Source organism: Nocardiopsis salina YIM 90010 (assembly GCF_000341025.1).
GTDB classification, from domain to species: Bacteria; Actinomycetota; Actinomycetes; order Streptosporangiales; family Streptosporangiaceae; genus Nocardiopsis; species Nocardiopsis salina.
The window spans coordinates 13,362-31,016 of sequence record NZ_ANBF01000155.1 but is presented as its reverse complement, the minus strand read 5'-3'; the positions used below and the strand labels follow the sequence as shown (position 1 = coordinate 31,016).

Sequence of the window (17,655 nt, the reverse complement as noted above, 5' to 3'; positions counted from 1 at the left end):
CGGCTGGTCGGGGAGTGGGGGCTGCCGCTGAGCGACCGGTACGAGGTCGTCACCAGCATGGACCACGTGCGCTCCTACGTCTCCTACTACGCCGAGCACCGCCACGAACCCGCGTACGAGATCGACGGCATCGTGGTGAAGGTCGACGCGTTTTCCCTGCAGCGCCGCCTCGGCTCCACCAGCCGGATCCCGCGCTGGGCGATCGCCTACAAGTATCCGCCCGAGGAGGTCACCACCACCCTCACCGACATCAAGGTGGGTGTGGGCCGCACCGGGCGCGTGACCCCGTACGGCGTGATGGAACCGGTCACGGTTGCCGGTTCCGAGGTGGAGTTCGCGACCCTGCACAACGCCCAGGAGGTCGCCCGCAAGGAGGTGCGCATCGGCGACACCGTCGTTCTGCGCAAGGCCGGCGACGTCATCCCGGAGATCCTCGCTCCTGTGGTGGACCGCCGTGACGGCAGCGAGCGCGAGTTCGTGATGCCCACGCACTGCCCGGAGTGCGGAACCGAACTCGGGCAGCAGAAGGAGGGCGACGTCGACGTGCGTTGCCCCAACGCCCGTCGTTGCCCCGGACAGCTGCGTGAGCGGGTCGCGTTCATCGCCAGCCGCAAGGCCCTCGACATCGAGGCCCTCGGGTACGTGGCCGCCACGGCCCTCACCCAGCCGCTGGAACCCGCCGTGGCACCCCTCGCCGACGAGGGCGACCTGTTCGACCTCACCGTCGACCAGCTGCTGCCGATCCGTACTCACGTGCTCGACCCCGACACGACCGAGCCGAAGACGGACGAGAAGACCGGCGAGCCCAAGGTGGTCTCGTTCTTCGCCAACAAGGACGGCGAGCCGAAGAAGACCGTCGAGAAGCTCTTCGAGCAACTCGAGGAGGCCAAGGCCAAGCCCTTGTGGAGGGTGCTGGTGTCCCTCTCGATTCGGCACGTGGGCCCCCGTGCGGCGGAGGACCTGGCACGGCACTTCCGCTCCATGGACGCGATCCGGGAGGCGTCCGAGGAGGAACTGGCCTCCGTCGACGGCGTTGGTCCGACCATCGCGCGCTCCATCCGCGAGTGGTTCGCAGAGGACTGGCACGTGGGGATCGTCGAGAAGTGGCGTGCCGCCGGCGTACGCATGGAGGACGAGGCGTCCGAGGAGACCGACCGCACGCTGGAGGGAGTGACCGTCGTGGTGACCGGGTCGCTGGACAACTACTCGCGGGACAGCGCGAAGGAGGCGGTCGCCGAGCGCGGCGGGCGCGCGACGGCGTCGGTGTCGAAGAAGACCGGGTTCGTGGTCGCCGGGGGAGCTCCCGGGTCCAAGTACGAGAAGGCGGCCTCGCTCGGGGTGCCGATCCTGGACGAGCAGGGGTTCGAGGTGCTGCTGCGGCAGGGCCCGGAGGCCGCGGAGGCCGTGCGGGTCAACCCGCCCGAGGAAGGCTGAGGCCGAACGCGCGCCCGCGCTCCGGGTGATGCGCGAGCGCGCGCCCGCCGGCGCTCCGTGTCGTGCGCGAGCGCCGGCGGGTGCATGACCCGGGACGGATCCGGGACGAACCTGCCAGAGGCCCTGCACGTCGTCGCCCGGGTGCGGCGTTGCGCCCCTCCCCGGTCGCCGGTCGGCTGCTCGCGACCGGGACGAGGGGGGAGGGGCAGAGGGGCAGGAGCAGGGCGAACCGTTCCGGCCGGAGGGGCGTGCCCAGAAGATCGGGTGCCGAGCCCTGAGAACGGTCGCCGCAACCATGCTCACCGGTCTGGGCCACGTGCTCGGGAGAGAGGATCGGGCAACCGGGCCCGGTCCTGTCCACACGCAGTACGCGACCCGAGGGCGCGCAGCACTGCACGGCTTCACGCATAGTCCCGGCCGAACGACAGTTGGTGACGAAGGCGCGTAAGCTGGACAGCCATAACCGAGATTCGGACGAAAGCTAAGCCCGGTTCCGGTCAAGGTGGAGGTCAGGCCCGGTCCCCGCTCGGCCCCGCCCGCACCCGCCCCGTTCCCCGGACGAAGGACCCCGGATGAAGCAACCCGCCAGCACCAGGGACATCGGCCCCCGCGCCGGTACACCGCTGTGGCTCTACATGGTCACCGCCACCCTCGCCGGTGCCGGTCTGCTCGTCCTGTCCTCGGTCGGCCTGGGCGCCGACCAGTTCCGCCACCTCGCGGGCGAGCCCCTGGTCTGGATCCTGCTGTGCATGATCGTCGTCGGCGAGCTCAGACCGATCTCCCTACCGGGCCAACCCTCCGACAACGGCGCCGCGACCTCGCTGCCGTTCACGTTCGCGCTGGTCATCCACTTCGGTCTCCCCGTCGCCGCGGTCCTGCAGGTCGTGGCGACCGTGGTCGCAGGCACCGCCCGCAGACACGCGGCCCACCGCACCGCCTTCAACGCCGCCCAGTACACGCTCTCCCTCGGTGTGGCCGACGCCGTCCTGCGCCTGCTGCGCCCGGAGGTCAACGTCGGCCCGTGGGTGCCCTCCGACCCCGCCGGCCTTGCCGCCGTCGCCGCCGCGGGCGCCGCGTACTTCCTGGTCAACCGGATGCTCGTGATCTGCGCGGTCGCCATGCACGAGAGGGTCCCGCTCTCCCAGGTGCTCTTCACCGGCATCGGCCAGCAGTCCTACGTCAACGGGGTGTTGCTCAGCCTGGCCCCGCTCGTGGTGGTGAGCATGGTCCACTCCGTGCTCTACGTCCCGCTCTTCGCCCTCCCCCTCGGTGCCCTGTACGCGAGCGCGACGTTGTCCGTCAAACGCGACCACCAGGCCAACCACGACGAACTCACCGGCCTCGCCAACCGCAAACACCTCATCCGCCGGTCCCGCCGCGAGATCAACCATGCCCAGAACCGGGGTGAGAAGGTCGGGCTGCTCCTGCTCGACCTCGACCGGTTCAAGGAGGTCAACGACACCCTCGGCCACCACACCGGCGACACGCTCCTGCAGACCGTCGCCCACCGGCTCACCCACAGCGTCCGCCCCGGGGACCTGGTGGCCCGCCTGGGCGGGGACGAGTTCGCGGTCCTGCTGCCGAAGGTGCGCGACGCCGCCTCCGCCCGCGAGGTCGCCGTGCGCCTGCGCGGATCCCTGTGCGAACCCGTGCGGTTGGAGGGCATGGACTTCGACCTCGACGCCAGCATCGGCATCGCCCTCTACCCCTACGACGCACCCGACTACGAACTCCTGCTGCAGCGCGCCGACGTGGCCATGTACGTCGCCAAGTCCGGGCGCACGGGTGTGGAGACCTACGACCCCGCCAAGGACCGCAACTCCACCGCCCGCCTGAGCCTGTACAGCGAACTGCGCCGGGGCCTGGCCGAGGGCGCGCTGGAGATGCACTACCAGCCGCGCGTCGACCTGGATTCAGGAGCTCCGGTGGGCCTGGAGGCGCTCGCCCGGTGGCGCCACCCCACCCGCGGGCTGCTGCTGCCCGCAGAGTTCATGCCGGTCGTGGAGCAGTCCAACCTCTACCGCGCCTTCACCGGACAGGTCCTGGACATCGCCCTGGCCGAAGCGGCCCGGTGGCACGAACACGGCCGGGACCTTCCCGTGGCGGTCAACCTGGGCGCGCGCGAACTCATGGACCCCGACCTGGCCGCGACCGTGGCNGCCCCCCCGCCGCACCGGCTCGCGCTGGAGATCGGCGAGAGCGCGCTCATCGGCGACGAGGAGGGCACCACCCAGGCCGTGCACCGGCTGCGCGACCTGGGCGTGGGGCTGTCCCTGGACGACTTCGGAACCGGACACTTCACGCTCGCCCAGCTGGCCGGGCTCCCGTTGGACCAGGTCAACATCGACGAGTCCTTCGTCGGACGGCTGCGGGACGAGGAACCCACGGTCGTGCGCGCCGCGATCGCCCTGGTGCGGGCGTTGGGGATGCGCGCGACCGCTGAGGGCGTGCAGACCGCCGAGCTCGCCGACGCCGTGCGCGAGGCCGGGTGCCACACTGCTCAGGGCCACCACTTCTCCCCGCCGCTGCCCGCACGCGACGTCCTCGTCTGGCTCGGGTCGCACTGCGCCCGGAGTTGACCCGGGCCGGTTGACCACAACGGGGGGCCGACGGTGACCGCATCTGTTGAGGTTGTGTTCGTCCCGGTCCGCAAGGCGCCGGACCGGCACCGGGACCCGTGGCGGAGCCATAGGATTGGGCGTGTTAGTCCGTCCGTCGAAGAAACGGTTAGTCATTCATGACCGCCATCACCCGCGATGAGGTCGCGCACCTCGCCCGGTTGTCGCGGCTGGCGCTCGACGAGAGCGAGCTCGACACGCTCGCCGCCCAGCTCGGTGACATCCTCACCGCAGTGGCCAAGGTGCAGGAGGTCGCCGAGGGCGACATCCCGCCCAGCTCGCACGCCCTGCCGCTGACCAACGTCTACCGTCCCGACGAGGCCCACACCGGCCTCACCCCCGACCAGGCCCTGGCCGGTGCCCCGGCGGTGGAGGACCAGCGATTCCGGGTCCCGCGGATCCTCGGGGAGGAGGAGTAACGGATGAGCGACGTCATCAGCATGACCGCGTCCGAGCTCGGCGCGGCCATCCGCGCGGGTGAGGTCACCTCCGAGGAGGCCACCACCGCCTACCTCGACCGCATCGAGGCCGTCGACGGCGACATCGACGCGTTCCTGCACGTGCGCCGCGAGACCGCGCTGGCCCAGGCCCGCGACGTCGACGCCCGCCGTGCGAACGGCGAGGAGCTCGGCCCGCTGGCCGGTGTCCCGATCGCCCACAAGGACGTGTTCACCACCAAGGACATGCCCACCACCGCCGCCTCCAGGATGCTGGAGGGCTGGCAGCCGCCCTACGACGCGACCGTCACCGCACGGCTGCGTGAGGCAGGCCTGGTCATCCTGGGCAAGACCAACATGGACGAGTTCGCGATGGGCTCCTCCACGGAGAACTCCGCGTACAAGATCACCCGGAACCCGTGGGACACCGCGCGTATCCCCGGCGGCTCCTCCGGCGGCTCCTCGGCCGCGGTCGCCGCGTTCGAGGNGACCCGCCAGCCCGCCGCCGTGTGCGGGCTCGTCGGCGGCAAGCCCACCTACGGCGGCTCGTCGCGGTACGGGCTCATCGCCTTCGCTTCGTCCCTGGACACCCCGGGCCCCTTCGCCCGGAACGTGCTCGACGCCGCGCTGCTGCAGGAGGTTTTCTCCGGGCACGACCCGCGCGACTCCACCTCCGTCGACGCCCCGGTCCCGGCCGTCTCGGAGGCCGCGCGCCTCGGCGACGTGGAGGGCCTGACGGTCGGTGTGGTCAAGGAGCTCGACAGCGACGGGTTCCAGGACGGCGTGCGCCGGCGGTTCCGGGAGACCGTCGAGCTTCTGCAGTCGCTGGGTGCCAAGGTCGTCGAGGTCTCCTGCCCGAGCTTCGACGCCGCCCTGAGCGCCTACTACCTCATCGCGCCGAGCGAGGCCTCCTCGAACCTGGCCCGCTTCGACGCCATGCGGTACGGGCTGCGGGTCGGGGACGACGGCAGCCGCAGTGCCGAGGAGGTCATGTCGCTGACCCGTGCCCAGGGCTTCGGCCCGGAGGTCAAGCGCCGGATCATGCTCGGGACCTACGCGCTGTCCAGCGGTTACTACGACGCCTACTACGGGAGCGCGCAGCAGGTGCGCACGCTCATCAAGCGCGACTTCGACGCCGCGTTCGAGAACGTGGACGTGCTGGTCTCGCCGACCACGCCGACCACGGCGTTCCCGATCGGCGAGCGTTCCGGCGACCCGATGGCGATGTACCTGGCCGACCTGTGCACGATCCCCTCGAACCTGGCGGGGAACGCTTCCCTGTCGGTGCCGTGCGGGACCGCGCCGGAGGACGGGCTGCCCGTCGGCTTCCAGATCATGGCGCCCGCGCTGGCGGACGAGCGGACCTACCGCGTCGCCGCCGCCGTCGAGCGCTCGCTGGTGGAGCGGGACGGTGCGTTCCTCGGCCGGAGCCCGTACGCGGTGGCGCCGGCCTGACGCCGACCCGGCGTTCGTTCTGCGAGGCCCGTTGCCCCGAGGGGTGGCGGGCCTCTGTCGTGCGTTCGCGCTAGCGAACCAGGTGGGCGGCGATGTCCGCGTGCAGACCGGCGTCGTAGGAGGTTCCCCAGCGCCCGTGGGCCTCGTCGACGAGCTCGCGGCTCCACTCCCAGCTCTCGCGGGCGGCGCGGGCGACGGCCGCGGGTTCGGCGGGCGCGGTCGTGGCGGCGTGGCGTTCCACGGAGGAGGGCAGGTCCTCCTCGAGCGCGCGGCTCGGCGTGAGCCAGTGGTCCGTGGACCCGTGGAGCAGGCGCAGGAGCTGCAGCTGGTGCGGTGAGACCACGGAGTTCAGGAAGAACGCCGCGCGGGCCGCCTCCCCGCGGGCGAGCAGGTGGGAGACCATGAGCGTCCAGTTGGCCAGCTCGTCGGCCCTGACCTGGGCGGTCTCAGCGGAAGGCGGTTCCACCGGGCCGAGCTCACGCGCGAGTTCCGTGAGCCTGCCGTCGCGATCGACCAGGACTGCGCCATCGGGGTCGGGCAGGTGCACCATGCCCTGCCACGCCTCGATCTTGTCGACCTCGTCCACCGGGTCGAAGTGGAACTCCCCGCGCATCAGGTCGTCGAAGATCACCGAGTGCACGCCGAACATGTTGGTGTGGCACAGGCGGACCGGGGCGATCTGCTCGGCGAAAGCCCACGGCTCGATCTTCTGACCAGGGGCGAGGAACATGTAGGCCTCGATGTCGGAGTGCTCGTCCGCCTCACCGGTGGTCCAGGAACCGTAGAGCAGGGCTGCTGCGATGCGGGGGTCGTCGCGGACGGCCTCGCGGAGGCGGTGCACGCGTTCGTCGAGCTTCATGGGTGTCCTTCCAGGTCGAGGCCGGTTGCCCGGGGGTCGGCCGGTGAGCGTACCGGTCGGGGGTGGGAAGGTCCCAGTGGTTTTCCCGCGGACGGCCCGGGGTCGGGACGCCGTCGTCGCGTTCTCCAGGGAGCCCGCGGAGAACGGAACCCCGGCCCCGAACCCACTGCGGGGCTCAGGGCCGGGGCTCACACGCTTTCGGCGCGGGGGTCGATCACACCTCGTCCCCGGTGACGCCGGACTTGCGCTTGCGGCTCAGGTACAGCGCACCGCCACCGGCGCCGAGTGCGGCGATACCGGCCGCGACCAGGCCGGCCAGGGCGCCACCGGTCACGGGCAGCTCCTGTTCGCCCTTCTCGTCCTCGGGCGCGGGCTTGTCGTCCTCCGGCTCATCGCTGGGCTCGGGGGTGGGCTCCGGCTCCTCGGGCTTCTCCGGCTCGGGCTCGGGCTCCGGCTCGGGCGCGGGCTCGTCGGCCTCGCTCCACTCGACACCGGCCGCGGCGGAGACGGCGACCTCGCTGTCCTCGGCGGTGATGAGCGTCTGTGTGGGTTCGTTCGCGTCCTCGCCCTTGAACAGGCGGCCCTGCTCCACGGTGGAGGTGGTCTCCAAGGCGAAGGAGGCCTCGCCGGGCTCGGCGTCCTCGGGGACGGCGAAGCCGACGGTGGAGCCGTCGGTGACGGTGTCCACGGCTTCGCCGGTCCGTGTGTCGACAAGCTCCACGCCCTCGGGGGCGGACAGGTCCACCGGCACCGCCTCGGTGCTGGTGCTGATGGTGAACTCGCCGACGGTCTCGCCAGACTGCCCGGTGGCGTCCTCGGGGCTCACCGACAGGCTCGCGTCCGGCTCGCCCTGCGGGAGCGGCTCGGCGGCGGCGACGAGGTGGTCGTAGACCGCCTCGACGTTGTCGCTGCCCTTCTCGAGGTCCTCGTCGTTGCTGAAGTGCCAGATGGCGGCCTGGGTGGCGGCCAGAGCCTCCTCGTCGCCGACCTCTGTGACACCGGCGTCCGCGGCGAGCTCGTCCGCCGTCACGGACGGGTACCCGTGCTGCAGGAGCCAGTGCACCTTGCCGGGCTCGGCGAAGTCGCCCTGGCCCGGGTAGTTGGCCCACTCGTCCTCGAGGTACCAGGCACCGCCGAGGATGTTGGTCTCGAAGTCGATGCAGTACGCGGTGAAGGCCTCACCGTCGTCCTGTTCGAGGCGGAACAGGTTGGTGGTGATCTCGCCACCGGTCATGGTGACGGACTCGCCACCCTCTGCGTTGCCCGTGTACTGGGCGCGCGCGGCACCCTCGTAGGTCTGCGCGGGATCGGCCGCGGCAGGGGCCGCGAGTCCGAACGCCAGGGCTGCGGCGGCGGTGGCCGACAGGCCCGCGCGCCCGGCGGAACGGGGGAGTGAGAACTGTTTCACGTTGTGTCCCGGTGTTTGGATAGGGGAAACCGGATGGAGCCCGCTCGGGGACAGGGTCGTCGAGCGGGGGGCGGTGTTCACCGACGGCGGTTCCACGGGAGAACGGGGGCCGTCCGGGGACGTGCGCCGGGTCATAGGGGTGACGCGGGGAGAGCCCGCCAACGCGTGAGCGGGGCGCGTTCGTCGGTGAGGGCTTGAACCGCCCGCCTGATACTAGCGAGACCCCGGACCGCTTCCAACCTGGTTCCCAAAAAATGTGCCGGATTCCGGACGCAAATGGGTCGAATGGACGCAGGGCCGGATTTCCGGGGCTGAACATGGAATCCGGTTCCGTGGAACGGTCCGGGCCGGCGCCTCGAAACGCGAACGCACCACGGAAAACCCCGCTCAGCTGCGGCGCTTTCGCCCCAGCACCAGAATGAGCAGTCCGGACACGACCAGCGCACCCGCGATGACGAGCAGCCCGCTCAACCAGGTCCCGGTGCTGGCCAGGCGGTTTCCGGACACATGCTCGACTTTCTCCGGTGTCGGCTCTTCCGCCACGGCGGGTTCGGGGGCCTCGTCGGTCGGTGGCTCGCTCTCGGTCGCCGCCTCCGCGCCGGGGGAGGGGGAGGCCTCGTCCGGGTACCACGTGAGCGTCGCCGTGGCGGTGCTCGTGGCGGTTCCCGGCTCCGCGGTGATCAGCGGGGTGGTGCTGACGCCGTCGCGTCCGGTGAAGAGCTGGCCCTCGGGCAGTGGGACGCCGTCCCCGCGCACGTGCAGCGTGGCCACGCCCGAGGAGACGTCGGGGTCCACGTCCAGGTAGACCTGGTCGCCGTCGCGTGCGGCGTCGACCTGTTCCCCGTCCGCGTCGACCAGCCAGGACTCGGGCGCCCCGCGCAGTGACACCGCCAGGGCCTCGTCGCCGGTGCTGCTCAGCTCCAGCGGGCCGAGGGGCTCGTCGGGCGAGGAGAGTTCCAGGTGGGCCGGGTCCACGTCCACCGAGGCCGCGGGTTCACCGAGCTCCGCCTCGGCGCTGAGCCCGACGAGGTGTTCGTGCACGTCGACGACGTCGGGTTCGTTGGCCTCGAGGGAGAGTTCCACACCGTCGAGCACCCGCCACAGGGCGCTCTGGGTGGCCGCGACGGCCTCGGCCTCGTCCAGGTACGGCAGGTCGGCCTCACGGGCCAGCTCTGCCAGCGGAACGTTGGGGTAGGAGTTCGAGACGATCCAGTTCGCCCGGTCGGAAGGGTCCGTCTCCTGGGGGGTCCCGGACCACCCCTCGACGCCGTCCCACCCGGACTCGACGTAAGCGGAATTACCCTGGACCTCGTGGTCGGTGGAGGCCGCGTACGCGTGCACCGCCCCGTGCTCGCCCACGCGCAGGCCGTACAGCGCGGTGGGCACCTCGTCCCCGGTGTCGAGCACGACGGGAGCGCCGTGCACGGGCGTACCGTTCACGCGTGAGAAGTCCTCGGCAGCGGCGGGCGCGCTCACCATGGCGCCGACCAGGGCGGCCGAGGAGAGCAGGGCGGCGCACCGACGCAGGATGGCCGTCATATCCGCAGCTCCCGTGCGCAGGGCGGCCGGGCCACCGTTGGCCGACCGGCGAAACCGTTTGTTCGGGCGTCAACAGTAACGCCCCTCGTGGTCGTCCCGGGGTGCAACGGTCCGACAGAGGCCCAATCGTGTGCTCGCCGTGACATCTGCCGGAAACACCACCCGCTGCGAGCCCCTGCACCGGGACGGTCACCCCTCGGACCTCGGTAGGCTGACCAAGAAGGTATGTCCCTCTACGGAAACGGGTTTGCGGCGATGGCCCACGCGGTAACTCCTGGCCCTGCCACCAACGACGGCCCCACGCCGGTGGCCTTCGAGCAGGCTCTGGACACGTACGAGCCGGTGCTCGGGCTGGAGACCCACATCGAACTGGGTACCGCCTCGAAGATGTTCTGCTCGTGCTCGACGGTGTTCGGTGCCGAGCCCAACACCCAGGTGTGCCCGGTCTGCCTGGCGTTCCCCGGATCGCTGCCGGTGGTCAACGAGAAGGCGGTCGAGGGCGCGATCCGGCTCGGCCTCGCGCTCAACTGCTCCGTCGCTCCGTGGGGGCGGTTCGCCCGGAAGAACTACTTCTATCCGGACATGCCGAAGAACTACCAGATCTCCCAGTACGACGAGCCGATCTGCGTGGACGGCCACCTCGACGTCACGGTCGACACCCCCGACGGCCCGCGCGACTTCCGGGTCGAGATCGAGCGCGTGCACATGGAGGAGGACACCGGAAAGTCCTCCCACGTGGGTGGTTCCACCGGCCGCATCCACGGCGCCAGCCACTCCAACGTCGACTACAACCGCGCCGGCATCCCCCTGCTGGAGATCGTCACCAAGCCGATCGCGGGCGCGGGGGAGCTCGCCCCGCTGGTGGCCCGCGCCTACGCCGCCGAGCTGCGCGACCTAGCCCGCTCCCTGGGCATCTCCGACGTGCGTATGGAGGAGGGCTCCATGCGCTGCGACGTCAACGTCTCCATCAACGAGCGGGGCGCCTCCGAGTGGGGCACCCGCAGCGAGACCAAGAACGTCAATTCCCTGCGCTCGGTCGATCGAGCGGTGCGCTCGGAGATCGAACGCCAGGCCGGCGTGCTCCAGGCCGGCGAGCGCGTGGTCCAGGAGACCCGCCACTTCCAGGAGAACCTGGGCCGCTCCACCTCGGGCCGCAGCAAGGAGGAGGCCCAGGACTACCGGTACTTCCCGGACCCCGACCTGGTGCCCGTGGCCCCCTCGGCCGAGTGGATCGAGCGGCTGCGCACCACTCTGCCGGAGCTGCCCGCCGCCAAGCGCGCCCGCGTCGTGGCCGAGTGGGGGCTCAACGACACCGAGCTGCGCGACCTGGTCAACGCCGACGCCATCGACGTCGTCGAGGCCACCGTCGCCCAGGGCGCCTCCTCCAAGGAGGCCCGCAAGCTCTGGCTGAACGAGCTCTCCCGCCGCGCCACCGAGCAGGAGGTCGAACTCTCCTCCCTGAACATCACCCCCGCCCAGGTCGCCCGCATCATCGCGCTGGTCTCCGAGGGCACGCTCACCAACAAGCTCGCCCGCCAGGTCGTGGAGGGTGTGCTGGCCGGTGAGGGCGAGCCCGACGACGTCGTGGAGGCGCGCGGCCTCAAGGTCGTCAGCGACGACGGTGCCCTGGGTGCCGCCGTGGACGAGGCGATCGCCAACGACCCCGACGCCGCCGACAAGGTGCGCGGCGGCAAGGTGGCCGCGGCCGGCGCCCTGGTGGGTGCGGTCATGAAGGCCACCCGGGGCCAGGCGGACGCGGGCAGGGCGCGTGAGCTCATCCTGGAGAAGCTCGGCGCTTCCTGACCCCCTCCGGACCCGCGGAGGGCACCGGCGGCCCCGGAAGCCCTCCGCACCACTTCCCCTCCCGGGATACGGGCCNNCCCCGCCGACAGCCGCACGCGGTTACGGCGGTGGGTCCGTCCCACGGGTGCTACTGTGCCGTGTCCCGGTCCCCGCTCCCGGCCACGATGCAGGCACTCGAGCCCAGGTGGAATGCCCTTCCGAACCGTGTGGTGCGGGGGTCCCCCGTACCGGCAGCCCCCCGGGGCGTGGGGCCTTCCCGCGTCCACGCAGGCGGAGGTCAAGTCTCATCCGCTCCTCAATCCCTGTGTGACCTCGGTTGCGTAGGGTTGCGACACACGGGGGCGTTGTGGAGCCATCGGGCCCGGACGTGCGGAGGGGCGCGTCCGGCGTGGTGGACGGGATCGACCCGGTCCCGCGTGAATCCGCGCGAGACGACCGCGCCACCGGGTGTCGACGAGGGCACCCGGGCCGATCAAGAGCGAGGGTGGGTGCTCCATGACCGAGGAGGCGAATCGGCGGCCCCGAGCCGTGGAGCCCCCGGCGGCGCCACCGGGCGGACCACGGGTCGGGACGGTCGCGCGCCGCGCGTGGGCGGCCGCCCTCCTCGTGCTCTTCGCCGTCTACGTCGCCACGACGTTCGTCCCGATGGGTGAGGACTCCACGTTGGCGGCCGAGCTCGCCGAGTGGCCCTCCTCCGTGATGGCCGGTGCCGCCGGGATCTCGCTGCTGGTGGCCTCGCGCCGCTGGGCGGCCACCGGCGTCGACCACGAGAGCCAGGCCGACGGCGCGGACGGCCCCACGGCCCTGCGGTACCTCGGCCTGGCCGCGCTGGCCTGGTGCGCCGGCGGGCTCGCGCACGCCAGCACCGGGCTGTTCAGCAACACCTCGGTGCTGTCCCTGACCGTCGGCGACGTGTTCTCGTTGGCCGCCCTGCCGCTGTTCGTGGTGGGCTTCACCCGTTTCGCGCCCTGGCCCGGGGGACTGCGCACCGCCACCCGGCACATCACCGACAGCTACGTGTGTGCGGCTGCGGTCTTCGCGATCGTGTGGCTGCTCGTGTTCTCCCCGCTCTACGAGGAGCTCGGGGCGGGCGCCGGGCTCCTCGGGTTCGCGCTGGTCTACCCGGTCGCCGACATTGTGGTCCTGTGCCTGCTGGTGCCGCTGGTGTTCATGTCGCCGCACAGCACCCGGCGGGCCGTGCTCATGGTGATCGGCGCGCTCATCGTCATCGCGACCTCCGACATGCTCGGCGCGATCACCCGCCTGACGGGCCCGCCCGTGGCCGGCGGGATCGAGCACCCCATCCGGTTCCTGGGCCTGGCCCTGCTCGCGGCGCTGCCGTGGCTGATCGGGCACCGTACCGGGGCCGACCCGCGGCGCATCACCGGACGCGGCCTGTACCGGTTCGCACCCGAGCTCGCCGCCGTGGCCGCGCTCTCCGTGGCCACGGTCGTGCTGACCGTCGCAGCGCTGCGCCTGGGCGAAGTGGCCCCGGTGCTGCCTCTGGCCGCGGGTACGGCCGTGCTCGTGCTGCTGGTGCGGGTCCTGGGCATGCTCGAGGAGAACGCGACCCTGTCGCGCATGGTGCGCAACCGCGAGGGCCATTTCAACGAGCTGGCCCGCAACAGCGGCGACGTGATCCTCGTGCTCAACCGCGACGCCAGCGTCCACTACGTCAGCCAGGGCACGGCAGAGGCCTTCGGGTACCGTCTCGACGACGTGCTCGCGGCGCCCGTCACCGCCCTGATCCACCCCGAGGACCTCGAACGCACCAAGCCCGTGCTCGACCTGTTCACCCAGCGGTCCTCGCAGGGTGTGCACCTGCGCCTGCGCGTGGCCGCTGCCGACGGGACCTGGCGCCACACCGAGTCCACGGTCTCCTTGTACGAACAGCCAGGGGAACCCGACCGCCTGCTGGTGACCACCCGGGACATCTCCGCGCAGGTGGCGCTTCAGAACGAGGTGCGCCACCTGACCTTCCACGACGGGGTCACCGGGTTGCCGAACCGGGCCTACCTGGAAGAACGCGCCAGCGACGTTCTGGCGCACCGCACGATCAGTGAGGAACCGGTCGACGGGGTTGCGGTGGTCTTCCTCGACCTCGACGGGTTCACCGCCGTCAACGACTCCGCGGGGCACGTGCGCGGCGACCACCTGCTCGGGCAGGCGGCACGGCGCCTGCGCGGGGAACTGGACTCCTCCTCGACCCTCACCCGGTGGGGCGGCGACGAGTTCGCCGTCCTGGTGGAGGGCACCGGCAACGCTCAGCGCGTGGTCGACCTGGCCGAGCGCCTGGGCCGGGTCATCGCCTCCGACCCGTTCCAGGTCGCCGACCGCGACATCCTGCTCACCGCGAGCCTGGGTGTGGCCTTCGCCGAGCACGGCATGGACAGCGGGGAACTGCTGCGGAACGCCGACGTGGCGATGACCCGCGCCAAGGAACGCGGTGCCGGAACGGTCGAGGTCTACGCCGCCCACATGCACGAGACGGTCGTGTCCCGCCTGGAGCTGCAGATCCACCTGCGCCAGGCTCTGGCCGCGGGCGACTTCTACCTCGAGTACCAGCCGGTCGTGGACCTCGGGAGCTCGCAGGTCACCTCCGTCGAGGCCCTGGTGCGCTGGGACCACGAGGGGCGCACGGTGCCTCCGGAGGAGTTCATCGGCGCGGCCGAGGAGTCCGGGCTCATCGTCCCGCTGGGGGAGTGGATCCTGCGGGAGGCCTGCCAGAAGGTCGCCGTGTGGCGGATCTCGGACTGGGACATCGGTCTCTCCGTGAACCTGTCGGCCAAGCAGGTGCTCTCCTCCCGCTTCGTCTCGACCGTGGCCGGAGTGCTGGCCGAGACCGGGCTGCCCGCCGAGGTCCTGACGCTGGAGGTCGACGAGGAGCTCCTGCTCGACGACGGGGCCGAGGCGGTCGCGAGCCTGAGCGAGCTGCGGGGGCTGGGCGTGCAGCTGGCGATCGACGACTACGGGATGGGGTACGCGTCGCTGGCGCACCTGCGCGAGCTGAGCGTGGACGCGATCAAGATCGACCCGTCCTTCATCGACGACCTGGGCCGGGACGACACCGTCACCCTGCTCACGCACACGATCATCCAGCTCGGGCGGGACCTGGGCGTGCAGGTGGTGGCCGAGGGCATCGAGCGGCCCGAACAGTTGGAGCAGCTGCGGGCGATGGGCTGCGACCACGGCCAGGGGTTCCTGGTCGCCCGGCCCATGTCGGCCGACGGGGTCGAGGCGCTCGTCGGCGGCGAGGTGGGCGTCGACCTCTGACCGGCGGTCCGGTGCGGCCGTCCCGACCCGCACCGGGGTGACGGGTAAAGCGCCTTTCACCTGTGAAGAAGCAGGCCGACTCGCTGGTGTACGGACATGCCCTCAGCCTCGCACGAGCTTCCCGTCGACCTGATCCGCAACCACCCGGCCTTCGCTGTCGAGCTGTACCGGGAGGTCAGCGGAATGCCCCTCCCGCAGACACGCGTCAGAGACGGGGCCGCCGAGGCCACCCACACCGCGCCCGCCGAACCGGTCAGCGACTCGGTGGGGGTGTGCGAGCGCCCGGCCCACGAGCACGAGGGCACCGAGGACGTCAGGGTCAAGGCGGTCATCACCGAGTCGCAGCTGAAATGGGACGCCCGCAAGCAGTCCTGGCCTGCCTACGTGGCGAACGTGCGCCACCGGAACCAGTGCCCGGTCGTGCTCATGGTCATCACTCCGACCAACGCACTGGCCCGCAGGTTCGCGAAGACGATCGACCTCGGGTGCGGCGAGGTCCGGCCGGCGGTCTTCTCCACGGAGTCGCTCCAACCGGTCACCGACCCGGACGAGGCCGAGCACCACCCACTCCGGGCGGTATTGGCGATGGCCGCGTCGCCGACCGAGGACACCGACAGGGCGGAGGCCCTCTTCGACTGACCCCTGAGGGCGTCCGTCCAGCCGGTGGGAAGCGTCCCGCATCGTGGACCCGGGTGTGTGTTGTGCGTTACACGGACCCGGGTCTTTTGTCTGAAACGCCCTGCCGACGGGGGTTCTGGGGTGTTGGCGCTGACCGGATCGTGGCACGACTCATCTCAAATGGCGAGACAATGTGTCGTTCTTGTTGACGGGCGACCCCCCGTTCGGCCAATGTTGTCAACGTGCAGAGCAACAACACCCTGATTCTCGTACTTGGTCGGCGCGCAGCCCACTGAGTCAGTTCTGCTGCGCGCCACCCCTCAACCGCACCGCGGTGGGGGTTTTTTTATTGCCGCAAGGACGTTGAGTCGCAATTCACCACGGTCCAGAGCTCCCCGAGCGCTCTGAACCCTCGCTGAAGGATCTTGAGATGACCGAGCAGATGACCGGCGCCCAATCGCTGATCAGGTCGCTGGAACACGTCGGCGTTGACACTGTCTTCGGGATTCCCGGTGGCGCCATCCTCCCCGCCTACGACCCCCTCTACGACTCGTCCGAGGTGCGCCACATCCTCATGCGCCACGAGCAGGGGGCCGGACACGCGGCCGAGGGTTACGCCTACGCCACCGGGAAACCCGGCGTGTGCATGGCCACCAGCGGGCCCGGCGCCACCAACCTCGTGACCCCGCTCGCCGACGCCCACATGGACTCCGTCCCCATGGTCGCGATCACCGGCCAGGTCGCCTCGCCCGCGATCGGCACGGACGCGTTCCAGGAAGCCGACATCTGCGGCATCACCATGCCGGTCACCAAGCACAACTTCCTGGTCAAGAAGGCCGAGGACATCCCCCACACCATCGCCGAGGCCTTCCACGTCGCCTCCAGCGGCCGCCCCGGTCCGGTGCTGGTCGACATCTCCAAGGACGCTCTCCAGACCACCACCGACTTCGTCTGGCCCGAGCGCCTGGACCTGCCCGGCTACCGCCCGGTCACCAAGCCGCACGGCAAGCAGGTCCGCGAGGCCGCCCGGATGATCTCCGAGGCCGAGCGCCCCGTCCTCTACGTCGGCGGCGGTGTCCTGCGTGCCGGGGCCTCCGCGGAACTGCGGGTCCTGGCCGAGCTCACCGGTGTCCCCGTCGTCACCACCCTCATGGCGCGGGGCGTCTTCCCCGACGACCACCCGCAGCACGTGGGCATGCCCGGCATGCACGGGGACGTCTCCGCCGTCGGGGCCCTGCAGAAGGCCGACCTCATCGTCGCCCTCGGCGCCCGCTTCGACGACCGTGTCACCGGCCGCCTCGACAGCTTCGCGCCCGGCGCCCGGATCGTGCACGCCGACATCGACCCGGCCGAGATCTCCAAGAACCGCCACGCGGACGTGCCCATCGTCGGCGACTGCCGCGAGGTCCTCGCCGACCTGGTCGTGGCCGTGCGCTCCGACCAGGACAAGGGTCGCGAGGGCGAATACACGGCCTGGTGGAACCAGCTCGGCCGCCTGCGCGATACCTACCCCAAGGACTACGACCGCACCGAGGACGGCACCCTCTCGCCCCAGCACGTCATCGAGCGCCTGGGGACCCTGGCCGGCCCCGAGGCCACCTACGTGGCCGGTGTGGGCCAGCACCAGATGTGGGCCGCCCAGTTCATCGGCCACCAGCGCCCCGGTTCCTTCGTCAACTCCGGTGGACTCGGAACCATGGGCTTCTCCGTTCCCGCCGCGCTCGGTGCCAAGGTCGCCGACCCCGAGCGGGCCGTCTGGGCGGTCGACGGCGACGGTTGCTTCCAGATGACCAACCAGGAACTGGCCACCGCCGCCGTCGAGGGCATCCCCCTGAAGGTCGCGGTCGTCAACAACGGCAACCTGGGCATGGTGCGCCAGTGGCAGACCCTCTACTACGAGGGCCGCTACTCCAACACCGACCTGCAGACCTCGCCCCTGGACGAGAAGGTCCGCATCCCCGACTTCGTGCGCCTGGCCGAGGCCTACGGCTGCGTCGGCCTGCGCTGCGAGACCCCCGAGGACATCGACACCACGATCGAGAAGGCCATGGCCATCAACGACCGGCCCGTGGTCGTCGACTTCACCGTCAACCACGACGCGATGGTCTGGCCCATGGTCGGCCCCGGGGTCAGCAACGACGAGATCCAGTACGCGCGCGACATGGCGCCGGACTGGGAGCACGAGGACTAGGGCGTGTTCCGCGGACACAC

The 17,655-nt window shown here is 71.1% G+C and carries 11 protein-coding genes; 8 read left to right on the top strand and 3 right to left on the bottom strand.

The window, feature by feature from the left end; all coding sequences use genetic code 11:
- The 4 genes from ligA to gatA all read left to right on the top strand — a co-directional run.
- The coding region (gene ligA / locus D474_RS29065; RefSeq protein WP_017614797.1) for an NAD-dependent DNA ligase LigA at positions 1–1,434 on the top strand (1,434 nt) is incomplete at its 5' end.
- A gap of 572 nt (positions 1,435–2,006) precedes the next feature.
- A complete protein-coding gene (locus D474_RS0117310; RefSeq protein WP_017614796.1) occupies positions 2,007–4,013 on the top strand; it encodes a putative bifunctional diguanylate cyclase/phosphodiesterase in 2,007 nt (668 codons plus the stop codon).
- A 158-nt stretch (positions 4,014–4,171) separates the two neighbouring features.
- Positions 4,172–4,471 (top strand): Asp-tRNA(Asn)/Glu-tRNA(Gln) amidotransferase subunit GatC, encoded by a 300-nt coding sequence (gene gatC, locus D474_RS0117305; RefSeq protein WP_017614795.1) that lies wholly within the window; start codon positions 4,172–4,174, stop codon positions 4,469–4,471.
- 3 nt (positions 4,472–4,474) lie between these two features.
- Positions 4,475–5,944 carry an Asp-tRNA(Asn)/Glu-tRNA(Gln) amidotransferase subunit GatA gene (gatA, locus tag D474_RS0117300; protein ID WP_017614794.1) on the top strand — a complete coding sequence of 490 codons (1,470 nt, stop codon included), beginning with the start codon at positions 4,475–4,477 and terminating at the stop codon, positions 5,942–5,944.
- 70 nt (positions 5,945–6,014) lie between these two features.
- Here the strand turns inward: gatA and D474_RS0117295 are convergent, their stop codons facing one another.
- The 3 genes from D474_RS0117295 to D474_RS0117285 all read right to left on the bottom strand — a co-directional run bounded on the left by D474_RS0117295 (position 6,015) and on the right by D474_RS0117285 (position 9,750).
- Positions 6,015–6,803 carry a nucleotidyltransferase domain-containing protein gene (locus D474_RS0117295; protein WP_017614793.1) on the bottom strand — a complete coding sequence of 263 codons (789 nt, stop codon included), beginning with the start codon at positions 6,801–6,803 and terminating at the stop codon, positions 6,015–6,017.
- Between the two features lie 214 nt (positions 6,804–7,017).
- A complete protein-coding gene (locus D474_RS0117290; protein ID WP_017614792.1) occupies positions 7,018–8,211 on the bottom strand; it encodes a thioester domain-containing protein in 1,194 nt (397 codons plus the stop codon).
- A gap of 387 nt (positions 8,212–8,598) precedes the next feature.
- Positions 8,599–9,750, bottom strand: coding sequence for a thioester domain-containing protein (locus tag D474_RS0117285; protein ID WP_017614791.1), 1,152 nt, complete (start codon positions 9,748–9,750; stop codon positions 8,599–8,601).
- Between the two features lie 306 nt (positions 9,751–10,056).
- On the opposite strand from D474_RS0117285, the gene gatB reads away from it, so the two are divergent.
- From gatB to D474_RS0117265, 4 genes are all read left to right on the top strand, one after another.
- Positions 10,057–11,553 carry an Asp-tRNA(Asn)/Glu-tRNA(Gln) amidotransferase subunit GatB gene (gene gatB, locus D474_RS0117280; protein ID WP_017614790.1) on the top strand — a complete coding sequence of 499 codons (1,497 nt, stop codon included), beginning with the start codon at positions 10,057–10,059 and terminating at the stop codon, positions 11,551–11,553.
- Between the two features lie 495 nt (positions 11,554–12,048).
- Positions 12,049–14,826 (top strand): putative bifunctional diguanylate cyclase/phosphodiesterase, encoded by a 2,778-nt coding sequence (locus tag D474_RS0117275; protein ID WP_026118570.1) that lies wholly within the window; start codon positions 12,049–12,051, stop codon positions 14,824–14,826.
- 96 nt (positions 14,827–14,922) lie between these two features.
- Positions 14,923–15,465 (top strand): hypothetical protein, encoded by a 543-nt coding sequence (locus D474_RS30510; RefSeq protein WP_017614788.1) that lies wholly within the window; start codon positions 14,923–14,925, stop codon positions 15,463–15,465.
- A 409-nt stretch (positions 15,466–15,874) separates the two neighbouring features.
- Positions 15,875–17,635, top strand: a complete 1,761-nt coding sequence (locus D474_RS0117265; protein ID WP_017614787.1) for an acetolactate synthase large subunit — start codon at positions 15,875–15,877, stop codon at positions 17,633–17,635.
- The last annotated feature ends 20 nt before the right edge of the window (positions 17,636–17,655 follow it).

What these genes read in the sequence shown, in the direction of transcription:
- gatC (WP_017614795.1), top strand. Translation starts at nt 4,172, where the DNA reads ATGACCGCCATCACCCGCGATGAGGTCGCGCACCTCGCCCGGTTGTCG.
- D474_RS0117295 (WP_017614793.1), bottom strand. Translation starts at nt 6,803, where the DNA reads ATGAAGCTCGACGAACGCGTGCACCGCCTCCGCGAGGCCGTCCGCGAC.
- D474_RS0117285 (WP_017614791.1), bottom strand. Translation starts at nt 9,750, where the DNA reads ATGACGGCCATCCTGCGTCGGTGCGCCGCCCTGCTCTCCTCGGCCGCC.
- D474_RS0117275 (WP_026118570.1), top strand. Translation starts at nt 12,049, where the DNA reads ATGACCGAGGAGGCGAATCGGCGGCCCCGAGCCGTGGAGCCCCCGGCG.
- D474_RS30510 (WP_017614788.1), top strand. Translation starts at nt 14,923, where the DNA reads ATGCCCTCAGCCTCGCACGAGCTTCCCGTCGACCTGATCCGCAACCAC.
- D474_RS0117265 (WP_017614787.1), top strand. Translation starts at nt 15,875, where the DNA reads ATGACCGAGCAGATGACCGGCGCCCAATCGCTGATCAGGTCGCTGGAA.